The 22,561-nt window shown below is 39.8% G+C and carries 15 protein-coding genes; 5 read left to right on the top strand and 10 right to left on the bottom strand.

The window, feature by feature from the left end; translation table 11 throughout:
- Positions 1-282: 282 nt before the first annotated feature.
- Positions 283-768 (bottom strand): SRPBCC family protein, encoded by a 486-nt coding sequence (locus HHL23_RS16540; protein WP_169235893.1) that lies wholly within the window; start codon positions 766-768, stop codon positions 283-285.
- A gap of 201 nt (positions 769-969) precedes the next feature.
- Between HHL23_RS16540 and HHL23_RS16535 the strand changes: the two genes are divergently transcribed.
- From HHL23_RS16535 to HHL23_RS16515, 5 genes are all read left to right on the top strand, one after another.
- Positions 970-2,517, top strand: coding sequence for a sensor histidine kinase (locus HHL23_RS16535; RefSeq protein ID WP_169235892.1), 1,548 nt, complete (start codon positions 970-972; stop codon positions 2,515-2,517).
- 157 nt (positions 2,518-2,674) lie between these two features.
- Entirely contained in the window at positions 2,675-3,361 is a 687-nt protein-coding gene (locus tag HHL23_RS16530; RefSeq protein ID WP_034700772.1) for a response regulator transcription factor, read from the top strand.
- A 79-nt stretch (positions 3,362-3,440) separates the two neighbouring features.
- Positions 3,441-4,088, top strand: coding sequence for a hypothetical protein (locus HHL23_RS16525; protein ID WP_169235891.1), 648 nt, complete (start codon positions 3,441-3,443; stop codon positions 4,086-4,088).
- Positions 4,089-4,107: 19 nt separating this feature from the next.
- A complete protein-coding gene (locus HHL23_RS16520; RefSeq protein ID WP_169235890.1) occupies positions 4,108-4,467 on the top strand; it encodes a hypothetical protein in 360 nt (119 codons plus the stop codon).
- A 68-nt stretch (positions 4,468-4,535) separates the two neighbouring features.
- Complete coding sequence (locus HHL23_RS16515) at positions 4,536-7,223, top strand: TonB-dependent receptor domain-containing protein (RefSeq protein ID WP_185194886.1); 2,688 nt, start codon at positions 4,536-4,538, stop codon at positions 7,221-7,223.
- A gap of 495 nt (positions 7,224-7,718) precedes the next feature.
- On the opposite strand, the gene HHL23_RS16510 is transcribed toward HHL23_RS16515, so the two are convergent.
- The 9 genes from HHL23_RS16510 to HHL23_RS16470 all read right to left on the bottom strand — a co-directional run bounded on the left by HHL23_RS16510 (position 7,719) and on the right by HHL23_RS16470 (position 22,518).
- Entirely contained in the window at positions 7,719-8,216 is a 498-nt protein-coding gene (locus HHL23_RS16510) for a cupin domain-containing protein (RefSeq protein ID WP_169235889.1), read from the bottom strand.
- Between the two features lie 50 nt (positions 8,217-8,266).
- The gene (locus tag HHL23_RS16505) at positions 8,267-10,537 is read right to left on the bottom strand and encodes a GH92 family glycosyl hydrolase (protein WP_169235888.1); all 2,271 of its coding nucleotides are present in this window, start codon (positions 10,535-10,537) and stop codon (positions 8,267-8,269) included.
- Between the two features lie 4 nt (positions 10,538-10,541).
- Positions 10,542-11,417 carry an ROK family protein gene (locus tag HHL23_RS16500; RefSeq protein WP_169235887.1) on the bottom strand — a complete coding sequence of 292 codons (876 nt, stop codon included), beginning with the start codon at positions 11,415-11,417 and terminating at the stop codon, positions 10,542-10,544.
- A 182-nt stretch (positions 11,418-11,599) separates the two neighbouring features.
- Positions 11,600-14,011 (bottom strand): endo-beta-N-acetylglucosaminidase H, encoded by a 2,412-nt coding sequence (locus HHL23_RS16495; protein ID WP_169235886.1) that lies wholly within the window; start codon positions 14,009-14,011, stop codon positions 11,600-11,602.
- 57 nt (positions 14,012-14,068) lie between these two features.
- Entirely contained in the window at positions 14,069-16,216 is a 2,148-nt protein-coding gene (locus HHL23_RS16490) for an endo-beta-N-acetylglucosaminidase H (protein WP_169235885.1), read from the bottom strand.
- A gap of 180 nt (positions 16,217-16,396) precedes the next feature.
- A complete protein-coding gene (locus tag HHL23_RS16485) occupies positions 16,397-17,824 on the bottom strand; it encodes a glycoside hydrolase family 125 protein (RefSeq protein ID WP_169235884.1) in 1,428 nt (475 codons plus the stop codon).
- A gap of 30 nt (positions 17,825-17,854) precedes the next feature.
- Positions 17,855-20,089 (bottom strand): GH92 family glycosyl hydrolase, encoded by a 2,235-nt coding sequence (locus HHL23_RS16480; protein ID WP_169235883.1) that lies wholly within the window; start codon positions 20,087-20,089, stop codon positions 17,855-17,857.
- A gap of 129 nt (positions 20,090-20,218) precedes the next feature.
- Complete coding sequence (locus HHL23_RS16475) at positions 20,219-21,190, bottom strand: glycoside hydrolase family 130 protein (RefSeq protein WP_034724069.1); 972 nt, start codon at positions 21,188-21,190, stop codon at positions 20,219-20,221.
- A gap of 41 nt (positions 21,191-21,231) precedes the next feature.
- Positions 21,232-22,518: an MFS transporter gene (locus HHL23_RS16470; RefSeq protein ID WP_169235882.1), complete on the bottom strand. Its 1,287-nt coding sequence runs from the start codon at positions 22,516-22,518 to the stop codon at positions 21,232-21,234.
- Positions 22,519-22,561: the final 43 nt, after the last annotated feature.

Here is a 22,561-nt window from a genome sequence, read left to right as displayed (position 1 = left end):
CTCACATCAACTACAAATTTTTTCTTTGTAAAGCTATGAGAAATTTCAATTTGAAGAGAAGTAAGAATATCATTTACTTTTTTTCTTCTCGATTTAACTGCTTGATTCACTGTTAAATATACAAAAACAAACCAAAAAAACAATTAAAATAACTGATAATCAACGTATTAAATCCATAACTTAATGACATTGGGCTTTAGCCCGTCTTTTCCTTTACAATGCACTAAAGGCTTTAGCCAAAACATAAGAAACACCAATGACGGTCCTTCTCAGATCTTCACCTTATTTGAGTATTTCCTCAAGCTGTGTCAGTCCCATCTTAAATCCCTCTTCAAAGCCCATTTCCAACATCTGCTTCATGGTTTCCGGAGAAGGAAAATGAATATTGATGGTCACTTTAGTTCCTTCTTCTACTCCGGTAAAACCGAACAGCCATTTCGACGGTGCAAAGTTTTCATTAATGTTTCCTTTTTCATCGCAGAAAGCATCCGTTCCGTCAAAGCTTCTATGTTCGGTAATCTCACCATATTTCACCTGGGCGTACATTTTTTCACCATCAGGTCCTACCATCGAGTAATGCCAGACTCCATCCTCTTTAAAATCCTGTTTTACGGTTTCGCATTTCCAGGGCTTTGGAGCCCACCATTGATCCAATAATTCGGATTGGGTAAAATAGCCCCACACTTTTGAAACATCAGCATCATAAATTTTCATGACATAGACAGTGTTCAAATCAAAATCTTTGTTAAAAATGATAGTAGATTCCATAAGTAGTTATTTTTAACAAAGCTAGCTATTTTATCTCTGTACAGGACTTTCCATAGGACAAGTAATTTATAATTCATAAATAATTGTTAAAAAACTACCTTTTAAGAGAAATTAAACAATTTTTTGGCTCGTTTTTTGTTTATCAAGTCTTAAAATAATTAATTTTAACATTCATCTTTTTCAAACATATAAAATCAAGTAATGAATAACAAATTCATCCCAATAATTTCAGTGTTTATGACGATCTCACTGATTGTCTTTGTTACGCTCCAATTTTATTGGCTGAAAGGTTATTACGGTGCTCTGGAACAGGAATTTTCGAATAAAGTGTATTCCGCCTTAGAAAACACGGCTAAAAATATTGAAGAAATTGAAGCAGATAAATATCTGAATCAGGATTATAAAAATCTAAGAAACAATATTCTTGCCAATAAAGACCAACCTTCTTTAACCACGATCCAACAAGTAGAAGATTCCGGTACACAACGCCAGATCATCTATTCCAAAAATATTATATCAAAAACTCAGCTTCCGATCTCTCCAAAAGGTGATTCGGTAAAGCTGACGACTTTGTATACTGACAATGCAACCTACAAGATAAAAAAGGATACAACCAACCGTGAGCTTCTCACCTCAGAGCTTAACAACGATATCGAAAACGGAGATTACGCCGTAAAGGAATTTGTAAAAGTACTCGGCACCAATCTTCCAATTGCTAAAAGAGTAGACGCCAATATTCTTGATTCTGTGATCGCAAAAGAGCTGAAAATAAAAGGAATCACGGCAAAATTCGGGTATGGAGTCATCGACAAAAACAACAATCTCACTAGTGTTGTCAATAAATCATACAAAGAGAAAAAAGATAACAATACCTACAGCTACCCTCTTTTTACGGATGTTAAAAACCGGACTTTATACAGTCTGGCTTTAGTTTTTCCTAAAAAAGAATACTCACTGGCCATGAACAACTGGCCGATGCTTCTCGGAACTTTCCTCTCTCTACTGACCATTCTGGGAATTTATATTATTTCCATTAATTATATGATGAGACAGAAAAAACTGGCAGAAGTAAAGACAGATTTCATCAACAATATGTCTCACGAGTTTAAAACGCCGCTGGCAACAATTTCTGTTGCAACAGATTCTTTAGCCAACGACAAGATCGCAACCAATCCCGAGAAGGTAAAATACTACTCGGAACTGATCAAGCAGGAAAATTTAAGAATGAAAAAGCAAGTGGAAAACGTGTTGAACATGTCTAAACTTGAGAGAAATGAAGTAGAACTCTTCTTAAGGGAAACCAACGTACGTGAGCTCATTAAGAGAACAACGGAATCTTTTAATCTTATTGTAAAGCAAAGGAACGGCTCGTTGACACAGGAATTCAATGCAACGAATTATACGTTCAAAATAGATGAATTCCATATCTCAAATATGCTGGTGAATTTACTGGACAATGCCAACAAATATTCACCGGATGCACCCGAGATTCATGTGAAGACAAGAAACGAAGGAAACTGGTACGTCATAGAAATTTCCGATAAGGGAATGGGAATGGAAACAGAAAACAAGACCAAAATATTTGAAAAATTCTTTAGGGAAGAAACCGGAAACATTCACAATGTAAAAGGACAGGGACTGGGACTTTCTTACGTAAAGAAAATTGCAGAACTGCACAAAGGACAGATCATCGTAGATTCCCACAAAGACAAAGGGAGTACGTTTACGATCAAGCTGCCGATGAGCTAAATCATAAGTGATGAGAAGTCAATGATAAATGATCAGATTACAGCAAAGAATCATTGATCGATTATCATTAAAATATAGAACCAAATAACAAAATATAGAAGATAGAGTGAGAACGTTCATTCTTAATTTTTAATCATTAATTTTAATTATTAAAATCATGAGCAACAGAATATTATTAGTAGAAGACGATCAGAGTTTCGGGGCAGTATTGAAGGATTATTTGACGATCAATAATTTTGAAGTAAACCTTGCTACAGATGGAGAACAGGGTTTGAAAGAATTTACAGAAAATGAATTTGACATCTGTATTTTTGATGTGATGATGCCTAAAAAAGATGGGTTTTCATTAGCTGAAGACGTAAAAAAAATCGATAAAAATACGCCTATCATATTCCTTACGGCAAGAAATATGAGAGAAGATATCCTTAAGGGATACCAACTGGGTGCAGATGACTATATTACAAAGCCGTTTGATACGGAACTTCTTTTATACAAGATCAAAGCGATCCTGCAGAGAAGCTCTACTTTAGAAAATGAAGAACAGGAGCAATTCAAGATCAGTAATATTTTCTTTGACTCTATGCTGAGACAACTGAAAGTAGGTGATAAAGAATACAAACTTTCTCCAAAAGAAAATGAACTGTTAAAACTTCTTTGTATCCACAGAAACGATTTCATGCCGAGAGATCTGGCTTTGAGAAAAATATGGAAAAAGGAAAATTACTTTACGGCAAGAAGTATGGACGTATATATCGCCAAGCTTCGTAAGCTGTTAAAAGACGATGAAGGATTGGAAATTATCAACGTTCACGGAGAAGGATTTAGACTTTTAGTTAAAAATTAGTTCTAAAACCATATTATAAATATAAAATTAGCAAAACAATTAAAAATGTTTTGCTAATTTTGTTTCATACCGATTGGATATGAAAAATACATTCTTAGGCGTTATCGCCATTTCAGTGTTAGCCGTTTCATGTAACAAAGATGAAAAAGCTACTTATTTAAAAGAAGAGGCAGGTGCTCAGCAGCCCAATGTGGCTGTGAATTCAGCGCCCAAAGCTTCTCTAATGGAGCAGGCAGGCATCCAATCTAATAAACCCAACCTTACCGCTGTAGCTGCACCAGCCGGAGCTATGAATCCTCCACACGGGCAGCCAGGCCACAGATGTGATATCCCGGTAGGACAGCCTTTGAATGGAAGTCCGGCACCAGGACAGGCAGCACCGCAAAACGTGGCAACAACTCCCAACAATGCCATTAAAATAGACCCAAATTCTATGTCACCGGGAAAAGTAGTGATCGACAACAATGGAAAGCAGGTGAAAACAGCTCCCGGTATGAATCCACCACACGGACAACCAGGTCACAGATGTGATATTCCAGTAGGTCAGCCTTTAAACAGTAAGCCAACACCGGCACCGACATCTACACCACAACCTGTTCAAAGTGCACAAAACGTTCCCGGTCCGGTAACAGCACCAGCTCCAACGGGACCAAAACCCAAACTGAATCCGGCACACGGAGAACCTTGGCACAACTGTGCGCTAAAAGTTGGTGATCCTTTGTCATAATTTTTGTATTTTTGCAGAGATGAAGCTGTTTCACATTCTTGCAGTTATTTTTTGTCTAGGAATTTTTTTAGTTCCTAAAGACAGCTTCTACTCTCAATCTATACAGGATACATGCTGCAAAGCTAAGGCTGAAAAGAGCGACTGCTGCAAAAATCACACTTCAAAAAACAGTAACGACCACGATACAAAGTCTTCATGCAATGATGACTGCTGTTCAACGTGCGTTGCATGCTATACTTATATAGAAACACCGTTTTCTAAAGGCTTACATTTCGAACTGTCTTATTACAAAGCCAATAAGAATCCTCAGTTCCAATATTCACCACCTCATTTATCAGACCGTTTAAAAGAGATCTGGCAACCGCCTAAAATAGGTTAATTCTCAAACAATGAGTCCGTTAAACATTTTAATGGACAGTTGATAATTAATCTAAACTTTTAAACAAAATGAAATTATATATTTCCAAGTTCATTCTTGGTCTACTGATCCTGTCTGTACACTTTATATCAGCACAAAACCTATCAAAAAGTAAGTTCAAAGTTAAAGGAAACTGCGAAATGTGCCAGACCAGAATAGAAACTGCGGCCAAAAAAGCGGGTGCTAAAACTGCAGTTTATTCTATCGATCTGCAAACTTTAACCCTTGAAACCGACGGTAAAGTTTCTACAGATGAAATCCTAAAGAAAGTAGCTGATGCCGGCCACGACAATGAAAAATTCAAGTCTTCTGACGCTACTTATAAAGGTCTGCCGGGATGTTGTCATTATGAAAGAGACTCTCAGTCCCCCTCTGCGGAAGCTCATCAGCATCATGCTAAAAAAGACAATGAGTTTTATGTAAAAGGAAACTGTGCTTCGTGCAAAGCAAGAATTGAAAAGGCAGCAAAAACAGCTGGTGCAGATTCTGCAGAATGGAGCGCAGAAAAGCAGACAGTAACCTTAAAATTTGATGCTTCAAAAACCTCATCCGACAAAGTATTAAAAGCTATTGCCGATGCCGGTCATGACAACGAAAAATACAAAACAACAGATGCAGTTTATAAAAACCTGCCGGGATGTTGTCTGTATGACAGGGATATTCCTTTCGGAGAAGCCAATCCGGATGTTCATTTTGAAGAGGAAGCAAAACATGATGACCATAAAGAACATCAGCAAGCTACCCATACTGAAGACCATAAACCCTCCGAAAAAAGCATTGAAGGGGTTACTATTACCGGTTCAAAAGCAGCCACTGCATTGAGCAAAAAGGAAGCAGGTCTTGTTTTTAATATCGATAAAAAGGAATTACTGAAAGCAGCTTGCTGTAACCTCTCAGAAAGCTTTGAAACCAATGCCACTGTAGACGTTTCTTTCAGCAATGCCGTTACGGGAACCAAACAATTAAAAATGCTTGGACTGGATCAAAAATACACGAGCTTAACGAAGGAGCTTCTTCCTGAAATCAGAGGTCTTGCTTCGGCTTATGGATTAAATTTCATTCCCGGAAGATGGATTGAAAGCATTCAGCTGACAAAAGGGGGAAGTACGGTTACAAATGGCTACGAAAGTATCACAGGACAGATCAACACCGAGCTTTTGAAAAATGCCAAAGAGCCTGAAACTTCATTAAATATTTTCGCTGATTTCAATGGAAGAGCGGAAGCCAATATCACCAGTGTTTCTCCTATCAACGATAAATGGTCTCAGACCTTTTTACTGCACGGAAACGGAACTTTCGGAGATACGGATATGAATGACGACACTTTCCTGGACAGACCGAAAGGAACGCAAATCAATGCCGCTTATCTCCTTAATTACAATGACCTTGAAAAATCCGGATTCGGATCTCATTTCGGGATCAATTTTCTAAGAGATGAGCGGACAGCCGGACAGATCGGTTTTGATAAAAAGATACCTCAGGACAAACAGGGTGCTTATGGTGTAGGTATTGATATTTCAAGATTCCAGGTCTGGAATAAAACAGGATATGTATTTAAAGGAAAACCTTATCAGAGTTTAGGATGGATGAACCAATACGTGTATCATCAGCAGGATAGCTTTTTCGGACTGAGAAACTATGCAGGCAAGCAACACACCTATTACTCAAATTTGATCTTTGAAAGCATCATCGGAAATACAAACCATAAGTATAAGGCCGGAGCCAGCTTTTTATATGACGGCTACGAGGAAACGTACCTAATGGATGATATGAAGAGAAATGAAATCGTTCCGGGAATTTTCGCTGAATATACATTGACCGGATTAAAATATACTTTAGTAGCAGGAGCCAGAGCAGATTTTCATAATCTTGCGGGAACTCAGTTTACCCCACGAGTTAATTTTAAGTATGATTTCACCCCTCAGACGATCTTAAGACTTTCTGCGGGAAGAGGATTCAGAACGGCTAATGTTTTTGCAGAAAACCAACAGTATTTTGCATCGAACAGAAGTATTCAGATCCTGCAGAATGGTGGAAATATTTATGGATTAAGACCTGAAATCGCATGGAACTATGGAGCCAGCTTACAGCAGGAATTCAAGCTTTTCGGTAGAAAATCTTCAATTGTCGCTGATTTTTTCAGAACAGATTTTCAGGATCAGGTGCTTGTAGATCTTGACCGGTCTCCACAGCAGCTTACCTTCTATAATTTAGAAGGGAAATCTTTTGCAAACTCTTTCCAGACGCAGTGGGATTTTACACCTTTCAAAAATTTTGATGTAAGATTGGCTTATAAATATTATGATGTTCAGGCAGATTATATTGATGGCAGAAGAGAAGTTCCTTTCATGGCTAAGCATAGAGGTTTTGTGAATCTTGCCTATGCAACGAATAAAAATGATAAAGGTGGATTCTGGAGTTTTGATACGACCCTGAACTGGGTAGGAAAGCAGCGACTTCCGGAGACATCAAGTAATCCTGCTGAATTCCAGTTACCGGTATATTCTGAATCCTACGCGGTATTGAATGCACAGATCTCAAGGAATTTCAATAAAAAGATCAGAGCTTATTTGGGAGGTGAGAATCTTACTTCTTACTATCAGAAAAATGCAATTGTTGATTTCAGAAATCCTTTTGGAAATTATTTTGATGGCGGAATGGTGTATGCCCCAATTATGAAGGCTAATTTTTATGTGGGGCTGGACGTAACTTTCTAATCATTAAGCTTTTTTAAACGTAAAATTGATTTTTTGTAGTGTAGATTTTAGGGAGGAAAGAGCAATCAACAAAGTTGATCTGATGAAGGTGGCTACAAACTGATTACAAATAAACAAGCAAACCTTATAGGTTTTCGAAAACCTATAAGGTTTATATTTACCTACAACATAAAAGTAAAACAGCATCGATTCGATGCTGTTTTCATAGATAAACATCTATGATTCACCGATATACATCGATACTATTTATAGGGAATTTTATTTTAGAAAGCTGTTACTTTGTACCAGTAAAATTAACCCAATAAGAATTTATTCCAAACGGGAAATTTTACAGGAAACAAAAATGATGAAAAAAATTATTGATGTACAGATAACCTCAAGAACTTTTTGAAAACTTAAAAACACAAATAAGAAAGAAATTAACTTGGTTTAGAGGTTATTTGATACAAATAAAAAAGACTGTCTCAAAAACAGTCTTTTTTTGTTTTGCAGATATTATCTTCCGAAATCGTCCTGTACTCTTACGATATCATCTTCGTCCGAAGGGTTAGAAGCATCAGTGTGTTGCCAGATTTCCGCTACTACACCCCAACCGTCAAGCCCAATCAGCCTGTGTCTTTCACCCTGCTGAAGTTTGATCTGATCTTTTGGATGGTATTCTTTCAGTTCTCCTTCTTCATCCGTATTGCTTGTTTTTATCCCAACGGTTCCTTCCACTACCTGCCAGATTTCTGCTCTGCGGTGATGGTACTGCCAGCTTAAACGGGCATCCGGGGCAACCAAAAGGATCTTAGGGCTCAGTTTTCCTCCTATTTTCAGGCTTTCTACATTAATCCCATCAAAATACTGATTGGCAAAATCCTGAGCCTGATTTTCGTCGATCACGAAAAAGCCACCCCAGGGTCTTGTATTATCTTTTGCAGCAATAGTAAAACCCTGGTTCTCCAGCATTTTTTCTACCTTATCGAATATTTCTGTTTTCTCTGCACTCATAATTTATTCCTGTTCTAAAATTATTTTTCAAATATAAAGTTTGTTGATCATTATTCCTTCGACATTGAATAGGGAAAGTCCTTTTCCTCAGAGCCTCTTTCTTTATTCGGCTTGCTGTCCATCTGAAATTCCAGCACCGCTCCGTTCGTCAATTCTTTATGGCTGAGCCAGTTTTTTGAATAAGACCGAAGGTTTACGTTTAGCGATTTAACATATAGATTTTCTGCACTGTTTGCCGGTGCTTTTATTTCAATTGTCTTACCATTTTCCAGGTGAATCACTGCTTCTTTAAAAAGCGGTGCTCCCAAAACATACTGATCTGTGGCAGGTGTTACCGGATAAAATCCTAAGGCCGAAAATACATACCACGCAGAAGTCTGTCCGTTATCTTCATCCCCGCAATAGCCGTCCGGCGTTGCATAATACAGCTTATCCATTACCTGCCTCGTCCAGTACTGCGTTTTGTATGGTGCTCCGGCATAGTTGTATAAATAGATCATATGCTGGATCGGCTGGTTTCCGTGGGCATACTGTCCCATATTCATGATCTGCATTTCACGGATCTCGTGGATCACACTTCCATAATAGCTATCATCAAAGACCGGTGGAAGGGAGAAAACTTCATCCAGCTTGGCTTCGAATTTCTTTTTGCCACCCATTAATTTAGACAAGCCATCAATATCCTGGAAAACTGACCAGGTATAATGCCAGCTGTTCCCTTCGGTAAAGGCATCGCCCCATTTGAACGGGTTGAATGGCGACTGGAATTTTCCGTCTTTATTTTTACCGCGCATCAGACCTGTTGCCGGGTCAAATACATTTTTATAATTGTCTGCTCTTTTTTTGTAAATATCAATTTCTGAAGCAGGTTTTCCCAGTGCTTTTCCTAACTGATAAATCGCAAAATCATCGTACGCATATTCCAGCGTTCTGGCAGCATTTTCATTGATTTTAACATCGTAAGGAACATAGCCCAAAGTGTTGTAATAGTTTACTCCCCTACGTCCAACCGCATCGATCGGGCCTTCGTTATTGGCCCCATGTTTAACGGCCTGCCAAAGGGTTTCCACATCATATCCGCGAAGTCCTTTGATATAAGCATCTGCCACCACCGAAGCTGAATTGTTTCCGATCATAATATCAGAATATCCGGGACTGCTCCACTCCGGAAGAAAGCCTCCTTCCTTGAATGTATTGGCCAAACCTTCCTGCATTTCAACATTGATGCTTGGATAGACCAGATTCAGAAAAGGATACAAAGCACGGAACGTATCCCAAAAACCTGTTCCTGCGAACATTTTCCCATCCAGGATTTTTCCGTTATAAGGACTCCAGTGCTTTACGTTGTTCCGGGCATCGATCTCGTATAACTTCTGAGGAAAAAATAATGTTCTGTAAAGCGAAGAATAAAAGGTTCTCATCTGCTGATCTGTTCCGCCTTTTACTTCAATTCTGCCCAAGGTTTTATTCCAGATATTTTTAGCATCCGTTTTTACCTGTTCAAAATTTCTGCTTCCTATTTCTCTCTTCAGGTTCAGTTCTGCTTGTTCGAAACTGATGAATGAGGAAGCTGTTCTCGCATAAACACTTTCTTTATTTTTTAATTTAAACCCAACGATTGCCCCGGCGTGATCGCTGGTCATTTCCAACTGACTCTTCACAAAAACGCTGTCCTTCCAAGTCGTCGTTAAGTCAAAATCTTTATCAAACTGAATGACAAAGTAGTTTTTAAAATTATCATATTTTCCTCTGGAATACTTCGTGGTGTACCCCAGAATTTTTCTTTCTTTGGGAATAATTTTAATGTAAGAACCTTTGTTTAAAGCATCAATCACGACATATGCGCTGTCTGTTTTCGGGAAATCAAATTTGAAAAAGGCGGCTCTTTCCGTTGGAGTAAGCTCCGTCGTTACATTGATATCCGCCAGATAAACACTGTAGCTGTAGGGTTTTGCATTCTCTGCTTTATGGCTGAACCAGCTTGCCCGTTCTTCCTCCTTAAATTTTAGTTTACCGACTCCCGGCATGATGGCGAAAGCACCGTAATCATTCATCCAGGGAGATGGCTGGTGCGTTTGTTTAAAGCCTTTTATTTTGTCTGCATCGTAAGTGTAAGCCCATCCGTCACCCATTTTTCCGGTTTGTGGCGTCCAGAGGTTCATTCCCCATGGAAGTCCGATGGCGGGATAGGTATTCCCGTTGGATAAAGATGGTTTGGACTGGGTTCCCATTAAAGGATTCACATAGTCCGCAGGAGATATTCCCTGCCCCAATGCAAAGATATTAAGTACAATAAAAAAAGTTGAAAATAAAAACTTCATGGTATCATTTTGTTAAATTGATTCGGGCTTTCTTTAAGGCATAGCCCGCAGCACCGAGAATAGCAGCATCTTCAAAAATAGCGGAAATTTTAATAGGAAGATTGATTTTATGCTCCTCCAGGTGTTGATTTAACCTCTTTTTAAAGTAAGGATAAACTTTTGCAATATTTCCACCTATAACCAAAACTTCAGGGTCATAATTTTTCACATATTTTACAATGAATTCCGCGAAAGAATCTGCATAATCATCAAACATTTTGTTCTGTATTTCTTCCGGCTTATCCAGCAGGTCTTTCGTTCCTGATATTTTTTCACCGGTTAAAGCATAATAATGATTCACGAACCATCTTGTCGCCAGATAGTCTTCACAGATAGAGTCTATGAAAGGAGAATCCCACAGATCCTCATCTGACGACACTTCTCCATCATAAAAAGCCGTCCCCAATCCTGTTCCCAGAGTGATTCCAAAAATCCTGCTATAATCCTGTACGCAGCCTCCAAAAACTTCTCCTTCCAGAAAAGCTCCGGCATCATTCACAAAATGAATCTGATCAGGGGAAATCGATAGTCTTTCGGCCAATTCTTTTTTTATATTGACCTTATAGATATCGATAAATTTTCCCTGCTGCATCAGTGAGATTCCGTTTTCATAGTCGAAAGGACCGGGCATTGCTATCCCAATCAGAAGATCCTTTTTAACCAAATCAACAGCCACTTTTTCAATGGCAGAGATCCAGGCTGAAAAAATGGCTTCCCGAGGTCCGAAAGAGTCTACATGCTCTCTTACATATGTGGAACTGATAATTTCACGCTTCTCCGGATCAACCTGAGCCATGGTAATATGTGAACCACCAATGTCTATTCCTGCTATATTTTGCATTATTTTATGATTTTTTTCAGATACTAGATTTCAGACATCAGATATCAGATGATCGTTCTAAGATCTAAACTCTATTTTTTACTATTAAAACAGACAGACAAGAAAGCCAGCTGGCTCTCTGTCTGCCTATACAATCCCCTAATTTATTTCTACTTTTTATATGCCCAGTGAGGATTAAATTTTTATTCTACAATCACCTTTCCGGAAGATTGTATCGTATTGTCTTTTGAATGTATTTTATAGATATAGGTTCCCGCAGATAAATTCTGAGTGCTGATTACCATATCTTTTTTATCAATTTTTTGACTTATCATCAATTTTCCTGTCATATCATATACTGTTATTTCAGTGGCATAATTTTCTTTAATGGCAAAATGAATATCATTTCCTCTTTTAACCGGATTTGGATATACATGATTCACCAGACTTTTTTCGGAAGAAATATCTTTTGTTGATAGTGTGGTGCAGGCTACGTCTGTTCTCCAGTTGGTATTGGACATTCCGATCAGGGTCGCAAAGTGCGTATTGGCTGTAGCATCCAAAGCCCCGTTTCCGCTGCCTTCATTCATTTTCCAGTTGGCTTCAAGATTGGGAGAATTAGCTGGAACATTACAATTGTTGGCAAGAATTTCCGCGGGTGTCAATGCTCTTTTCCATACTCTGAATTCATCTAAGAATCCATTAAGTGTACGGGCATTTTCATAATTTCTACCCAGATAAAGAATACCGTTTGCCGTGAAATTACCTGACGCAGGAGCACTTGCATCCAGAACACCATTCACATAAATCTTCATGGCCGAACCGTCATAAGTAGCTGCTATGTGATACCATGTATTGGCATTGAATGTGGTCGCAGTATTCACTTTTACCTGAGCAGTTCCAAAGCTTAATATGAACTGTAGCTTATTATTCGCCAGGTTTCCATCTCCGAATCTCAGCATTGCAGAATTACTGTCCCCTACTTCAATACCCATTACGGATGAGATGTAAGGAAAGTTTGGTTTGAATGCATTTACTTTCACCCATCCTTCGAAGGTCACAGCATTTCCGCTAAGGTTAAACTGTCCGGCATTCAGATAATGGGTACTTCCATTGAACGAAAGCGATCTTGCTCCAGGGCTTTGTACAGGAGCAAATCCACTGTTGAATGCTGATTCTCCTGAATACACACTGGTGTTTGTTCCCCCGCATACCGCCTGTACTTTCCATACATAATTTGTATTTTCCGTTAAAGCCGGAAGGGTATAAGAGTTTGTCGCAATATTCTGAACATCCGTCCAGGTTGTAGCGGTAGAAGTTTTATACTGAATATTGTAAGAAGATGCACTTCCTACTGCATCCCACGATAATTTGGTGGTAGTTCCCAGATAGCTTTCAGATTTCAGGCCAGATGGCGTTCCGCATGCACTTCCGGAATTAAAACGAGGCGCAAACAGGTAGGTGCTTTTTATGGTTGCTGAACAATTCGACTGTATTCTCCAGTCATATTCCGTGTTAAGAGTAAGCCCGCTGATGATGGTATTATTTCCGGACAAACTGGTGGCTACATTCACCCAGGTGGTTGAATTGGCTGGTTTGTAATCAATAGTATAGGTCTGGGAAGCATTCCCTGTCCAGTTTAATTTCGCTGAAGTTCCTGTGGTATTCGTCACTTCAAGTCCCAAAGGCGGATCGCAGGCATCTCCCTGAGTCCAGGAATAAAGTTGGCCGCTAAGGACTGTGTTTTCGTTGTATAGAATATTGGATCCGGTACTCAGGTAGCTGGCATTGTTGGCTGCATTAAGATCGTACCACATAAACACTCCATAGTTATCACTCATTGTATTGGTGGCAAGCGTCGTAAGTGTAGCCGGAGAAGTGGATTGCGGATTGCTGTTCTGTATCCAGGTAGCCGCCGCTGAAAGCTTGGTGTTATTAAGTGGCGGTACTGAAGGAGCGCTATACGTCCCGTAATACGGGTTCCAGGCATAATTGATATAATTTCCGGCCGCATCACCATTGTAACTTTGTCTTGATATCGCTGGGCCAATGTAATAAAAAGTGATCAGCTTATCCGGCATAGCTAATTTGAGTTCCTGTAGAAGCATGACAAATGAACTGTTGTTCGGTTGTCCTGTTCCGTTATTTCCATAACCTGCATATTCGTCATCCAGATCTACCCCGTCCAGACCATAAGTATATACTGTATGGGCTACCTGTAGTGCAAAGTCACGAGCTGCTTCACGGTTCGGGAAATTGGAAATTCCGGCTCCCTGATGGTTTCCTAAGATATCCAGCAACACCTTAATGCCTTTTTGCTGTAAAGGTCTTACATAAGTAGTTACATCGTTCAATACTTTGGTTACGTTGTTATTATTGGAAATGTAAGCTCTGCTTTTAGAAACATCATAATTAATATTGGCTGCAAAAATAATAGCGACATCGAAAAGTTGTCTGTTGGTATTCTGCAAAGTATAAGATCCTGCATTCAGCATATTGCTGTTATTCACTTCTACATAGCAAACTCCCAAAGGATTAAGCTGCTGTGCCTGAAGTCCGGATGCCGCTTGAATGACCAATGCGATCAGGGCAGTAAAAATAGATTTTTTTCTCATGTAATTTTATTTTAATGGTCGGTAAAATCATTGGGCCGAAGCCCAATGACTGCTTTTTTATTTTACAATTAGTTTTTCTGTCTGCTTTAAAACTCCGTCCGGAGATTCAAACTGAATGATATAATTCCCCATAGAAAGCTTCGACAGATTGTACGGGTGATCTCCGGACTGTAAAGTCTGAGTTTCTACAACACCTCCATTAAAATTATAAACCGATAATTTTCCTCTATTATATTCTTCCGGAACAGACACCGTAAGTGGTGATGAGCTACTCACAGGATTTGGGTATAATCTGATTTTCTTTTTAACTGTCTCTTGTTCCGGGTCTGTTGCTTTTTTGTTCTTTGTATTCGACGAAACTTTTTGAGTCGCTGTTGCACATGGAACATCTGTTCCCCAATTGGAAGCATCCACTCCTGTCAATGTTAAGGTAACTCCGTTTCCTGAACTGTCCTGAACTGATGAACCGCTCCCTTCGTTAAATTTCCAGTACGCAGCAAGAGAAGTGGCCGGAAGTGTTACATTACACATCTTCTGGCTGATTTCTGTCTGACTTAATGCTCTTTTCCAAACTCTAACCTCATCTACTCTACCATTGAAGTTTCTGGATGTATTGTATAAATAACCCACATTGAATGCCCCGCTGGAGGCAACGTTTCCGGTTTGGGCTCTGCTGGCATCAAGAACACCATTGATATAAAGTTTCATATTAGCACCATCATAGGTTGCTGCAACGTGATACCAGGTATTTGTATTTAAGGCAGTGACTGACGCCAGCTTTTGCTGAACATTATTGATACTTACTACAAACTGAAGTTTGTTATTCGCAAGATTGGCATCTCCTAAACGCAAAAAAGCTGAATTGCTGTCGCTTACTTCCGTACCCATAACCGAGGAAATGTAAGGTGATGCGGACTTAAAAGATGATGGCTTTATCCAGCCCTCTAATGATAATGCTGATCCGCTTAAAGTAAGGTTTCCGGCTGTACCAGATTCAGTGCTTCCATCCAGAGAAAGAGAGGTAGAACCTGAAGGAGCCGTTCCTGTTCCGCTGTTAAATCTTGGGGCAAAAATATAGGTACTTTTAACACTACAATTCGTTCTGACTCTCCAGTCATACTCTGTATTGGCTGTTAATCCTGATATGGTAACTGAAGTAGTGGCAGTAGCTGTCGCCGCACTAATCCATGTGGTAGCAGAAGCCAATTTGTAATCTACATCATACGTATTGGTTCCTACCGCTGACCAGTTCAGTTTTGCACTTGTCCCGGTAAGATTGCTGGTGAATAATCCTATTGGCGCATCACAATTGGCTCCCTGCGTCCAGGATTGTAAAGGAGTGCTTAAGACAGTCTGCTGTCCGTATAATGTTTGTGTTCCTGCAGAAAGCTGTGCTGTTTCATTGGTTCCGTGAAGGTCGTACCAAAGGAACAGTCCGTATCCGCCGGTTTTAGTTTGGTTCGCTAAACTTGTTGTTGTAGCATTAGAAGTATTTCCCATCCAAACTGCTGCTGGAGAAATCTGTGCTTTGGTAAGAGGCGGAACGTTGGGTGCAGAAAAAGTTCCGTACGAAGCATTCCAACTGTAGTTGATATAATCTCCCGCTCTCAACCCGTTCCAGGAAAGTTTTGAAGCCGCCGGACCATAATAATAAAATGAAATGATTTTATCCGGAAGCAGAGCTCTCAGTTCCTGAACAAGCATCACAAATGAGCTGTCATTGGGCTGACCTGTTCCGTTTTGTCCGTAGTCCGAATATTCATCATCAAAATCAATTCCGTCTAATCCATAGGTATTCACAGTGTGCGCAAGCTGCAAAGCAAAGTCTTTAGCTGCTTCACGGGTTGGAAAATTACAGAAACCTGCTCCCTGATGATTTCCCAGAATGGTTAAAACCACCTTCATCCCTTTATTCTGAAGCGGTTTTATGTAGGTATCCGCATTGGTAAGTACTTTGGTTACGTTGTTGTTATTACTCAGATAGGCTCTTCCACGACCTGTATCGTAATTGATATTGGCCGCAAAAATATTAACAACGTTAAATAAATAATTCCCTGATGTCTGCAGTTTGTAGGCTCCGGCATTCAGGATATTATTGTTGTTCACTTCCACATAGCATATTCCCGTAGGATTAAGCTGCTGTGCATTCAACACAGGCATGGCATGGATGATCATCAGGATCAATGTAGTAATGGCTTTTTTCATAATGTTTTTTTTAAGTTATTTGGATGTATTGATATCTATTTATTTTCTCCGAAAAAGAAGAAAATGATCAGCTACGGACTGAGAATTTCACAAGGTTCTCCCTCAATGAATTTCTGGTAAAACACTGCAACAAAAAAACGGGAGTAAAGGGCATACTGCCACCTTCTGCAAATATCGAGTCTAAGTCAGTAAATCTTGATTCTCGTTAAAGGTTTTCCATAACAGTTCTCCGAATAATGTATTGGCCCAGGCAAACCATTCTCTGGTGAACTTTTTATCATTGTCTTTATGGAAGGACTCATGCATAAAGCCTGTTCCTCCATGGGTTTTCTGTAAAGTTTCTATGCACCATTTGATTTCTTTCCTGTCTTTTGTGGTAAGGGCTTTCATAATGATGCTCATAGGCCAGATCATATCCAGACCTATGTGCGGGCCACCGATTCCTTCCGCTAGTTTCCCTTTGAAAAAGAAAGGATTATCTTTAGACCAAACATAATTTCTGGTATTTATATAAACCGGATCATCGGCTTTTACAGCATCCAGATAAGGAAGTCCCAGAAGGCTCGGACAATTGGCATCATCCATTAAATTGTAACTCCCGAATCCATTCGTTTCAAAGGCATAGATCTTCCCGTATTCAGGGTGATTATAGATCCCGTATTTCTTGATGGCTGCGTCTACCTCATCGGCCAGACTATTCAGCTGCTGAGCAAGTGTTTTTTCATTTTTGATCTGTGAAACCATTTCTGCTGCCTGACGTAAACTCACAACTGCGAATAAATTGGAAGGGATAAGGAAAGCATAGATGGTAGCATCGTCACTTGGACGGAACATGGAGTTGATCAATCCCACAGGGTTAGTTGGATACCCGTAGCCACCCATTGGGATTCCGTCCGTAGCCCATGCTGTTGTACGCTCGAATTGATAGGGGCCTAAACCTGTCTTTCTCTGTTGCTCGATGAAAGTTTGTAGAGTAAGTTTGATTCCCTGCAACCAATTGTTATCAAAAGGTTTTGTATCTCCCGTGGTTTTCCAGAAATGGTAAGCCAGACGGATAGGATAGCACAATGAATCGATTTCCCATTTTCTTTCGTGGGTCCCGGGTTTCATGTCGGTATGATCGTATTCTTTCCACTTGCTTATTTTATTGTTATCGTTATAAAAAGCATTGGCATAAGGATCTTTCAGGATGAATTCTGTCTGCTTATGAATCACTCCGGAGATCAGTTGATGAAGTTTTTCATCCTTCTTTGAGAACTGCAGGTAAGGGAAAACCTGGGCAGAACTGTCGCGAAGCCACATGGCATCAATATCTCCTGTAATAACATAGGTATCGGGAGTTCCATTGATTTCTTTATAAAAAACGGTGGTATCTAAAGTATTGGGAAAGCAGTTTTCAAAAAGCCATGAGAGCTCTTTATTTTTCACTTTCTTTTTAAAAGCTGCAATGGCAGTTTCTACCGCTTCACTGGTAAAATGTCTTTTATCTTTTGGAACGCGAACCACAGGAAAATCTTCTATGCTCAGCGTTTTAGCAAAAATATTTTGAGTAAACAGTAATCCCGCTCCTGCTATTGCACTTGTCTTTATAAACTTTCTCCTTTCCATTATACTTTTATATTTCGTTATTTTTTTGATCTATTTTACAGGCTTGCTTCCCATGACAAACTTCAGCTCGCCCCCATTCATAATATCGCTGTGGTTGATTTCCCAGCTTTTGAATTCTTTTCCGTTCAGGAACATTTTCTGAACGTAGATATTTTTATCGGATATCTTATCTGCAATCACCGTAAAGGTTTTTCCGTTCTCCAGTTGTAAGGCTACTTTCGGAAACTGAGGTGCACCAATGGCGTAGACAGGTTTTCCGGGAGTCACCGGGTAAAACCCTAATGATGAGAAAATATACCATGCAGACATCTGTCCGCAGTCTTCATTATTGACAATTCCGTCCGGTTTTGCCGCATACATGTGATCTCGGATGAATTTGACCATTTTCTGAGTTTTGTAAGGAGCTCCTGCATAGTTATACAGGTAAGGAACATGATGTCCCGGCTCGTCACCAAATCCGAGAGAACCGATGAATCCCGAAATATCCACATGCTGCTCGCCGATCATTTTAAGTTCTTCGGTAAAGGTTTTGTCCAGCTTTTCTTCAAAGCCTTTCTTACCTCCATATAAATTCATCATTTCATCGATCTTATGGGGAACGAAGAAATCATAAGCCCAGATATTTCCTGAAACCCAATGCGGCTGTAGCTTTTTCCAGTCGTTTAAAGTGAAATCCGGTAAGAATTCTCTGTTCTTCTGTTTGGGCCAGAAGTGATTATTTTCTTTGTTGAAGGTATTCAGGAAGCTCATAGACCGTTTTTTGTACACTTCCGCCTCTTCTTTTTTACCTAATTTTTCAGCAAGCTGCTGAATACACCAGTCATCATATGCGTATTCCAGTGTTGCAGAAACTGAAGCACCGTTTTCTGATGGTGTATACCCTAATTTTATATAATCATTAAGACCTCCGCCTCCATCGCTGCTGCTCATTTTATCTGTTAAAGATGCATCTTTCATGGCAGCAAATGCTTTCTCCTGATCGATTCCCGGTACGCCTTTGGAAATAGCGTCCCAGATCACCGAAACACTGTGGTAACCAAGCATGCAGAAATTATCATAACCACACAGCTCCCAGATCGGCATATGATCTTTACGGTCTGTATATCTGCTGATCAGAGAGTTGGCAAATTCTTTGGTATGTTTCTGATCCATAATGGTCAACAAAGGATGTGTCGCTCTGAAGCCGTCCCAATAGGAATAGGTACTGTAGTTCGTAAACCATTTGGTATTCATATTTTCCTGAGCGGCTACATAATCTCCGCTGGTATCCATATACAGATTAGGTGCGATAAATGTATGATACACTCCGGTATAGAAGATTTTTCTCTGGTCATCCGTACCGCCAGTCACCTGGAATCTGTTGATCAGATCTCTCCATGTTGTTTGAGCTGTTTCTTTGGCTTTAGCAAAATCTACGTTCTTTGCTTCGGCATCAAAATTTTCCTGAGCACCTTCCGTACTTACAGGAGATAAGGAAACTTTTACTTCAATGCTTTCATTCTCCTGAGTGGAAAATCGCACGTAAGCTTTGGCGTCTTTAGCAAGAGCTATTTTTTCGTTCTCTTTTATCTTCCCTTCAGAATAAGTTCCATAGGATTTAAACGGCTTTGAAAATTCCATCACGAAATAAGCAAATCGCTTTCCGCCCCAGCCATTGCTGTAGCAATATCCTTTAATTGTATTGTTTCCTTCTATACTTACGAGGGTATGATAAATATTTCCGAAAATCTTATTGGTAGGATCAATGATGACGTTGGATTCTTCACTTTTTGGAAAAGTATATTTGTGAAACCCGACTCTCGGAGAAGCGGTCAATTCCGCTTTAATTCCGTAGCTGTCCAGCATTACAGAATAATATCCCGGTGAAGCGGTTTCTCTTTCATGACTGAATGTCGAACGGTAACCACTTTCCGGTTTGTCTTCCGAGCCCGGAAGCATCTTTATTTTCCCGACTGTTGGCATCACTAAAATATCTCCAAGATCTGCCCAGCCTGTTCCGCTGAGATGATTATGACTGAATCCCATGATGGTTTTGCTGCTGTAATGATACCCTGAGCACCAGTCCCAATCGCCGCTTTTGGTATTCTGATCCGGACTGAGCTGGATCATTCCGAACGGCGTAGTTGCTCCCGGAAATGTATGGCCGTGACCTCCTGTTCCTATGAAAGGATCTACCCACGAAAGAACATCATCCTTCCCTTGCTGGGCGTTTCCGACATGAGAAAACAGGATCATTGATAACAATATAAGCAGTTCTTTTTTCATAATCATAATGGGAAAATCTTAAAAATTACTCAAGATAGGAGTTTATTTAACAATATAAAAGCCATAACCATGATTTCAACAAGGAGGAAAATAAAGTTAACCAACATATTTTCTGGATTTTTAATCAGCTTAAAGCGAATTCTTTTTCATAAAATCAATAATTTCAGAAATATATCCAAATGCAATGGCCACAACGGTATCCGCCGCTCCATAATATACCGTTACCTTATCTCCTTCTGAAAGTGCAGCACACGGAAAAACGACATTAGGAATGTCTCCTGTAAGCTCATACAGTTCTGCCGGAGCCAGCAAATATGGTTTCGTTCGGTACAATACTTTTGACGGATCTTCAAGATCCAGAAGTGATGCTCCCATAGAATACCTGAACCCTCTGCAGGTATTGATCACTCCGTGATAGAAAAGCAGCCACCCTTCATCCGTTTTAATCGGAACCGGACCTGCTCCTATCTTTGTGCATTGCCACGCACTGTCTTCAAACGGTGCTACTTTCATCACACAACGGTGCTCGCCCCAGTATTTCATATCTGGACTATAGCTGATATAGATATCTCCGAAAGGGGTATGTCCGTTATCGCTAGGTCTGCTCAGCATGGCATATTTTCCGTCTATTTTTTCAGGGAAAAGAACTCCGTTTCTGTTAAAAGGAAGGAATGCATTTTCGCACTGAAAGAATTCTTTAAAATCAAAAGTATAGGCTATTCCGATTGTTGGGCCATGATACCCATTGCACCAAGTGATCCAGTAGCGGTCTTCTATAAAGGCAACACGGGGGTCGTATTTATAGTCAGATTCTATCATTTCCGTATTTCCGGCTTTCATATCAATAGGATCATGATTGATCTCCCAATTGATCCCATCCTTACTGAAGCCTGCAAAAATATTCATCTGCACGGCTTTATTATCGCAACGGAAAACTCCCGCGAACCCATCTTCAAAAGGAACCACCGCACTGTTAAAAATGCTGTTGGACGTAGGTATTGCATATCTGTTGATGATTGGATTTGCAGAGTAACGCCACATGATATCCCGGCTGTCTTCCGGACGATCCTGCCAAGGGATCTTTGCTGGTTGAAATGTCATAAAGTATTTTTACTTTTTATTTAATATGTTTAATAAATGATTTAGTGTTCTTTTAATTTTTCAGGGTATGAAAACGGAACAAACAGGGTTACAATAAAAGCGGGTATAGTAGCGACCAGTACCCAGATAAAGAACATTTTGTATCCTATCCAGTCGCTGATCATTCCACTGAACATTCCCGGAATCATTACTCCAAGATTCATTATACCTGTTGCAAAAGCATAATGAGCGGTTTTATGTTCACCCGGTGCAATCTGCTGCATGATGTAAAGCATCAACCCTACAAAACCGAATCCGTAGCCAAAATACTCTACGACCACGGCAACGCCTACCGGAAGCAGTTCTGTTGGTTGAAAATAAGCCAATAATGCATACACTATAAATGGAATATTAAAGGCTGAGCAAAGCCAGATCAGAGATTTTTTAAGTCCTCTGCCCGCAATGAAATATCCTGCCAGTACAGATCCTAAAATAAATGCTGCTGAACCGTAGGTCCCATAAATAAGTCCAATATCAGAGGTAGATAACCCTAATCCTCCTGAAGTTCGTGGAGCTTTGAAAAACAGGGGCGCAATCTTTATGGCAAATCCTTCTGCAAAACGGTACAGAATAATGAACAGTACCGCCCACATGATGTTTTTCTTTTTGAAGAAAGAAGTGATGACTTCCAGTAATTCTTTACGGACATTTCCTGCTTTTCTTGTCTCTTTTTTCTGTTTGTTTTCTTTCGGTAAAATCGCATAATGATAGATCGCTAAAGCAAAAAACAGAAGGCCATAAATTCCCATGATAATCATCCAGGCATTCACTACTCCTTTTGTTTTTTCCAAAACTCCGGCAAAATACACCAGAACTCCGCTGCTGATGATCTTGGCCAGATTATAGAAAGCTCCCTGCCAGCCAATGTATTTCGCCTGCTCTTTGTTCGTTAAAAAATTGATATACGTTCCGTCTGCAGCAATGTCGTGCGTTGCTCCACAAAATGCAACGACAGCAAAAAGGGCAATGCTGTATTTAAAAAAATCCGGCAGAGGCAGTATCAATGCAATGAGAGCGAACAAAATCCCTATCGAAAACTGAGTCGCAACAACAAAGAATTTTTTTGTTTTGTAAATCTCCAGAAAAGGGCTCCAAAGAGGTTTTAAGGTCCAGGAAAACATAATAAGCGCCGTCCAGAAGGTAATCTTGGAATCTGAAATACCCATATCCTTGTACATAATCCCCGAGACCGCATTAATGGTCACAAAGGGTATTCCCATTGCGAAATATAATGTGGAGATCCAGAGGATCGGTTTTACTGAACGGGTTTCAGAGCTGTTGTTTTCCATATTCAAATTAAAATAGTAAAGAAAAGAGGGCCTCTCAAAAGTG

It is taken from the genome of Chryseobacterium antibioticum (genome assembly GCF_012927325.1).
Classification (GTDB): Bacteria; Bacteroidota; Bacteroidia; order Flavobacteriales; family Weeksellaceae; genus Chryseobacterium; species Chryseobacterium antibioticum.
This window is presented reverse-complemented; position numbering and strand designations above follow the sequence as displayed.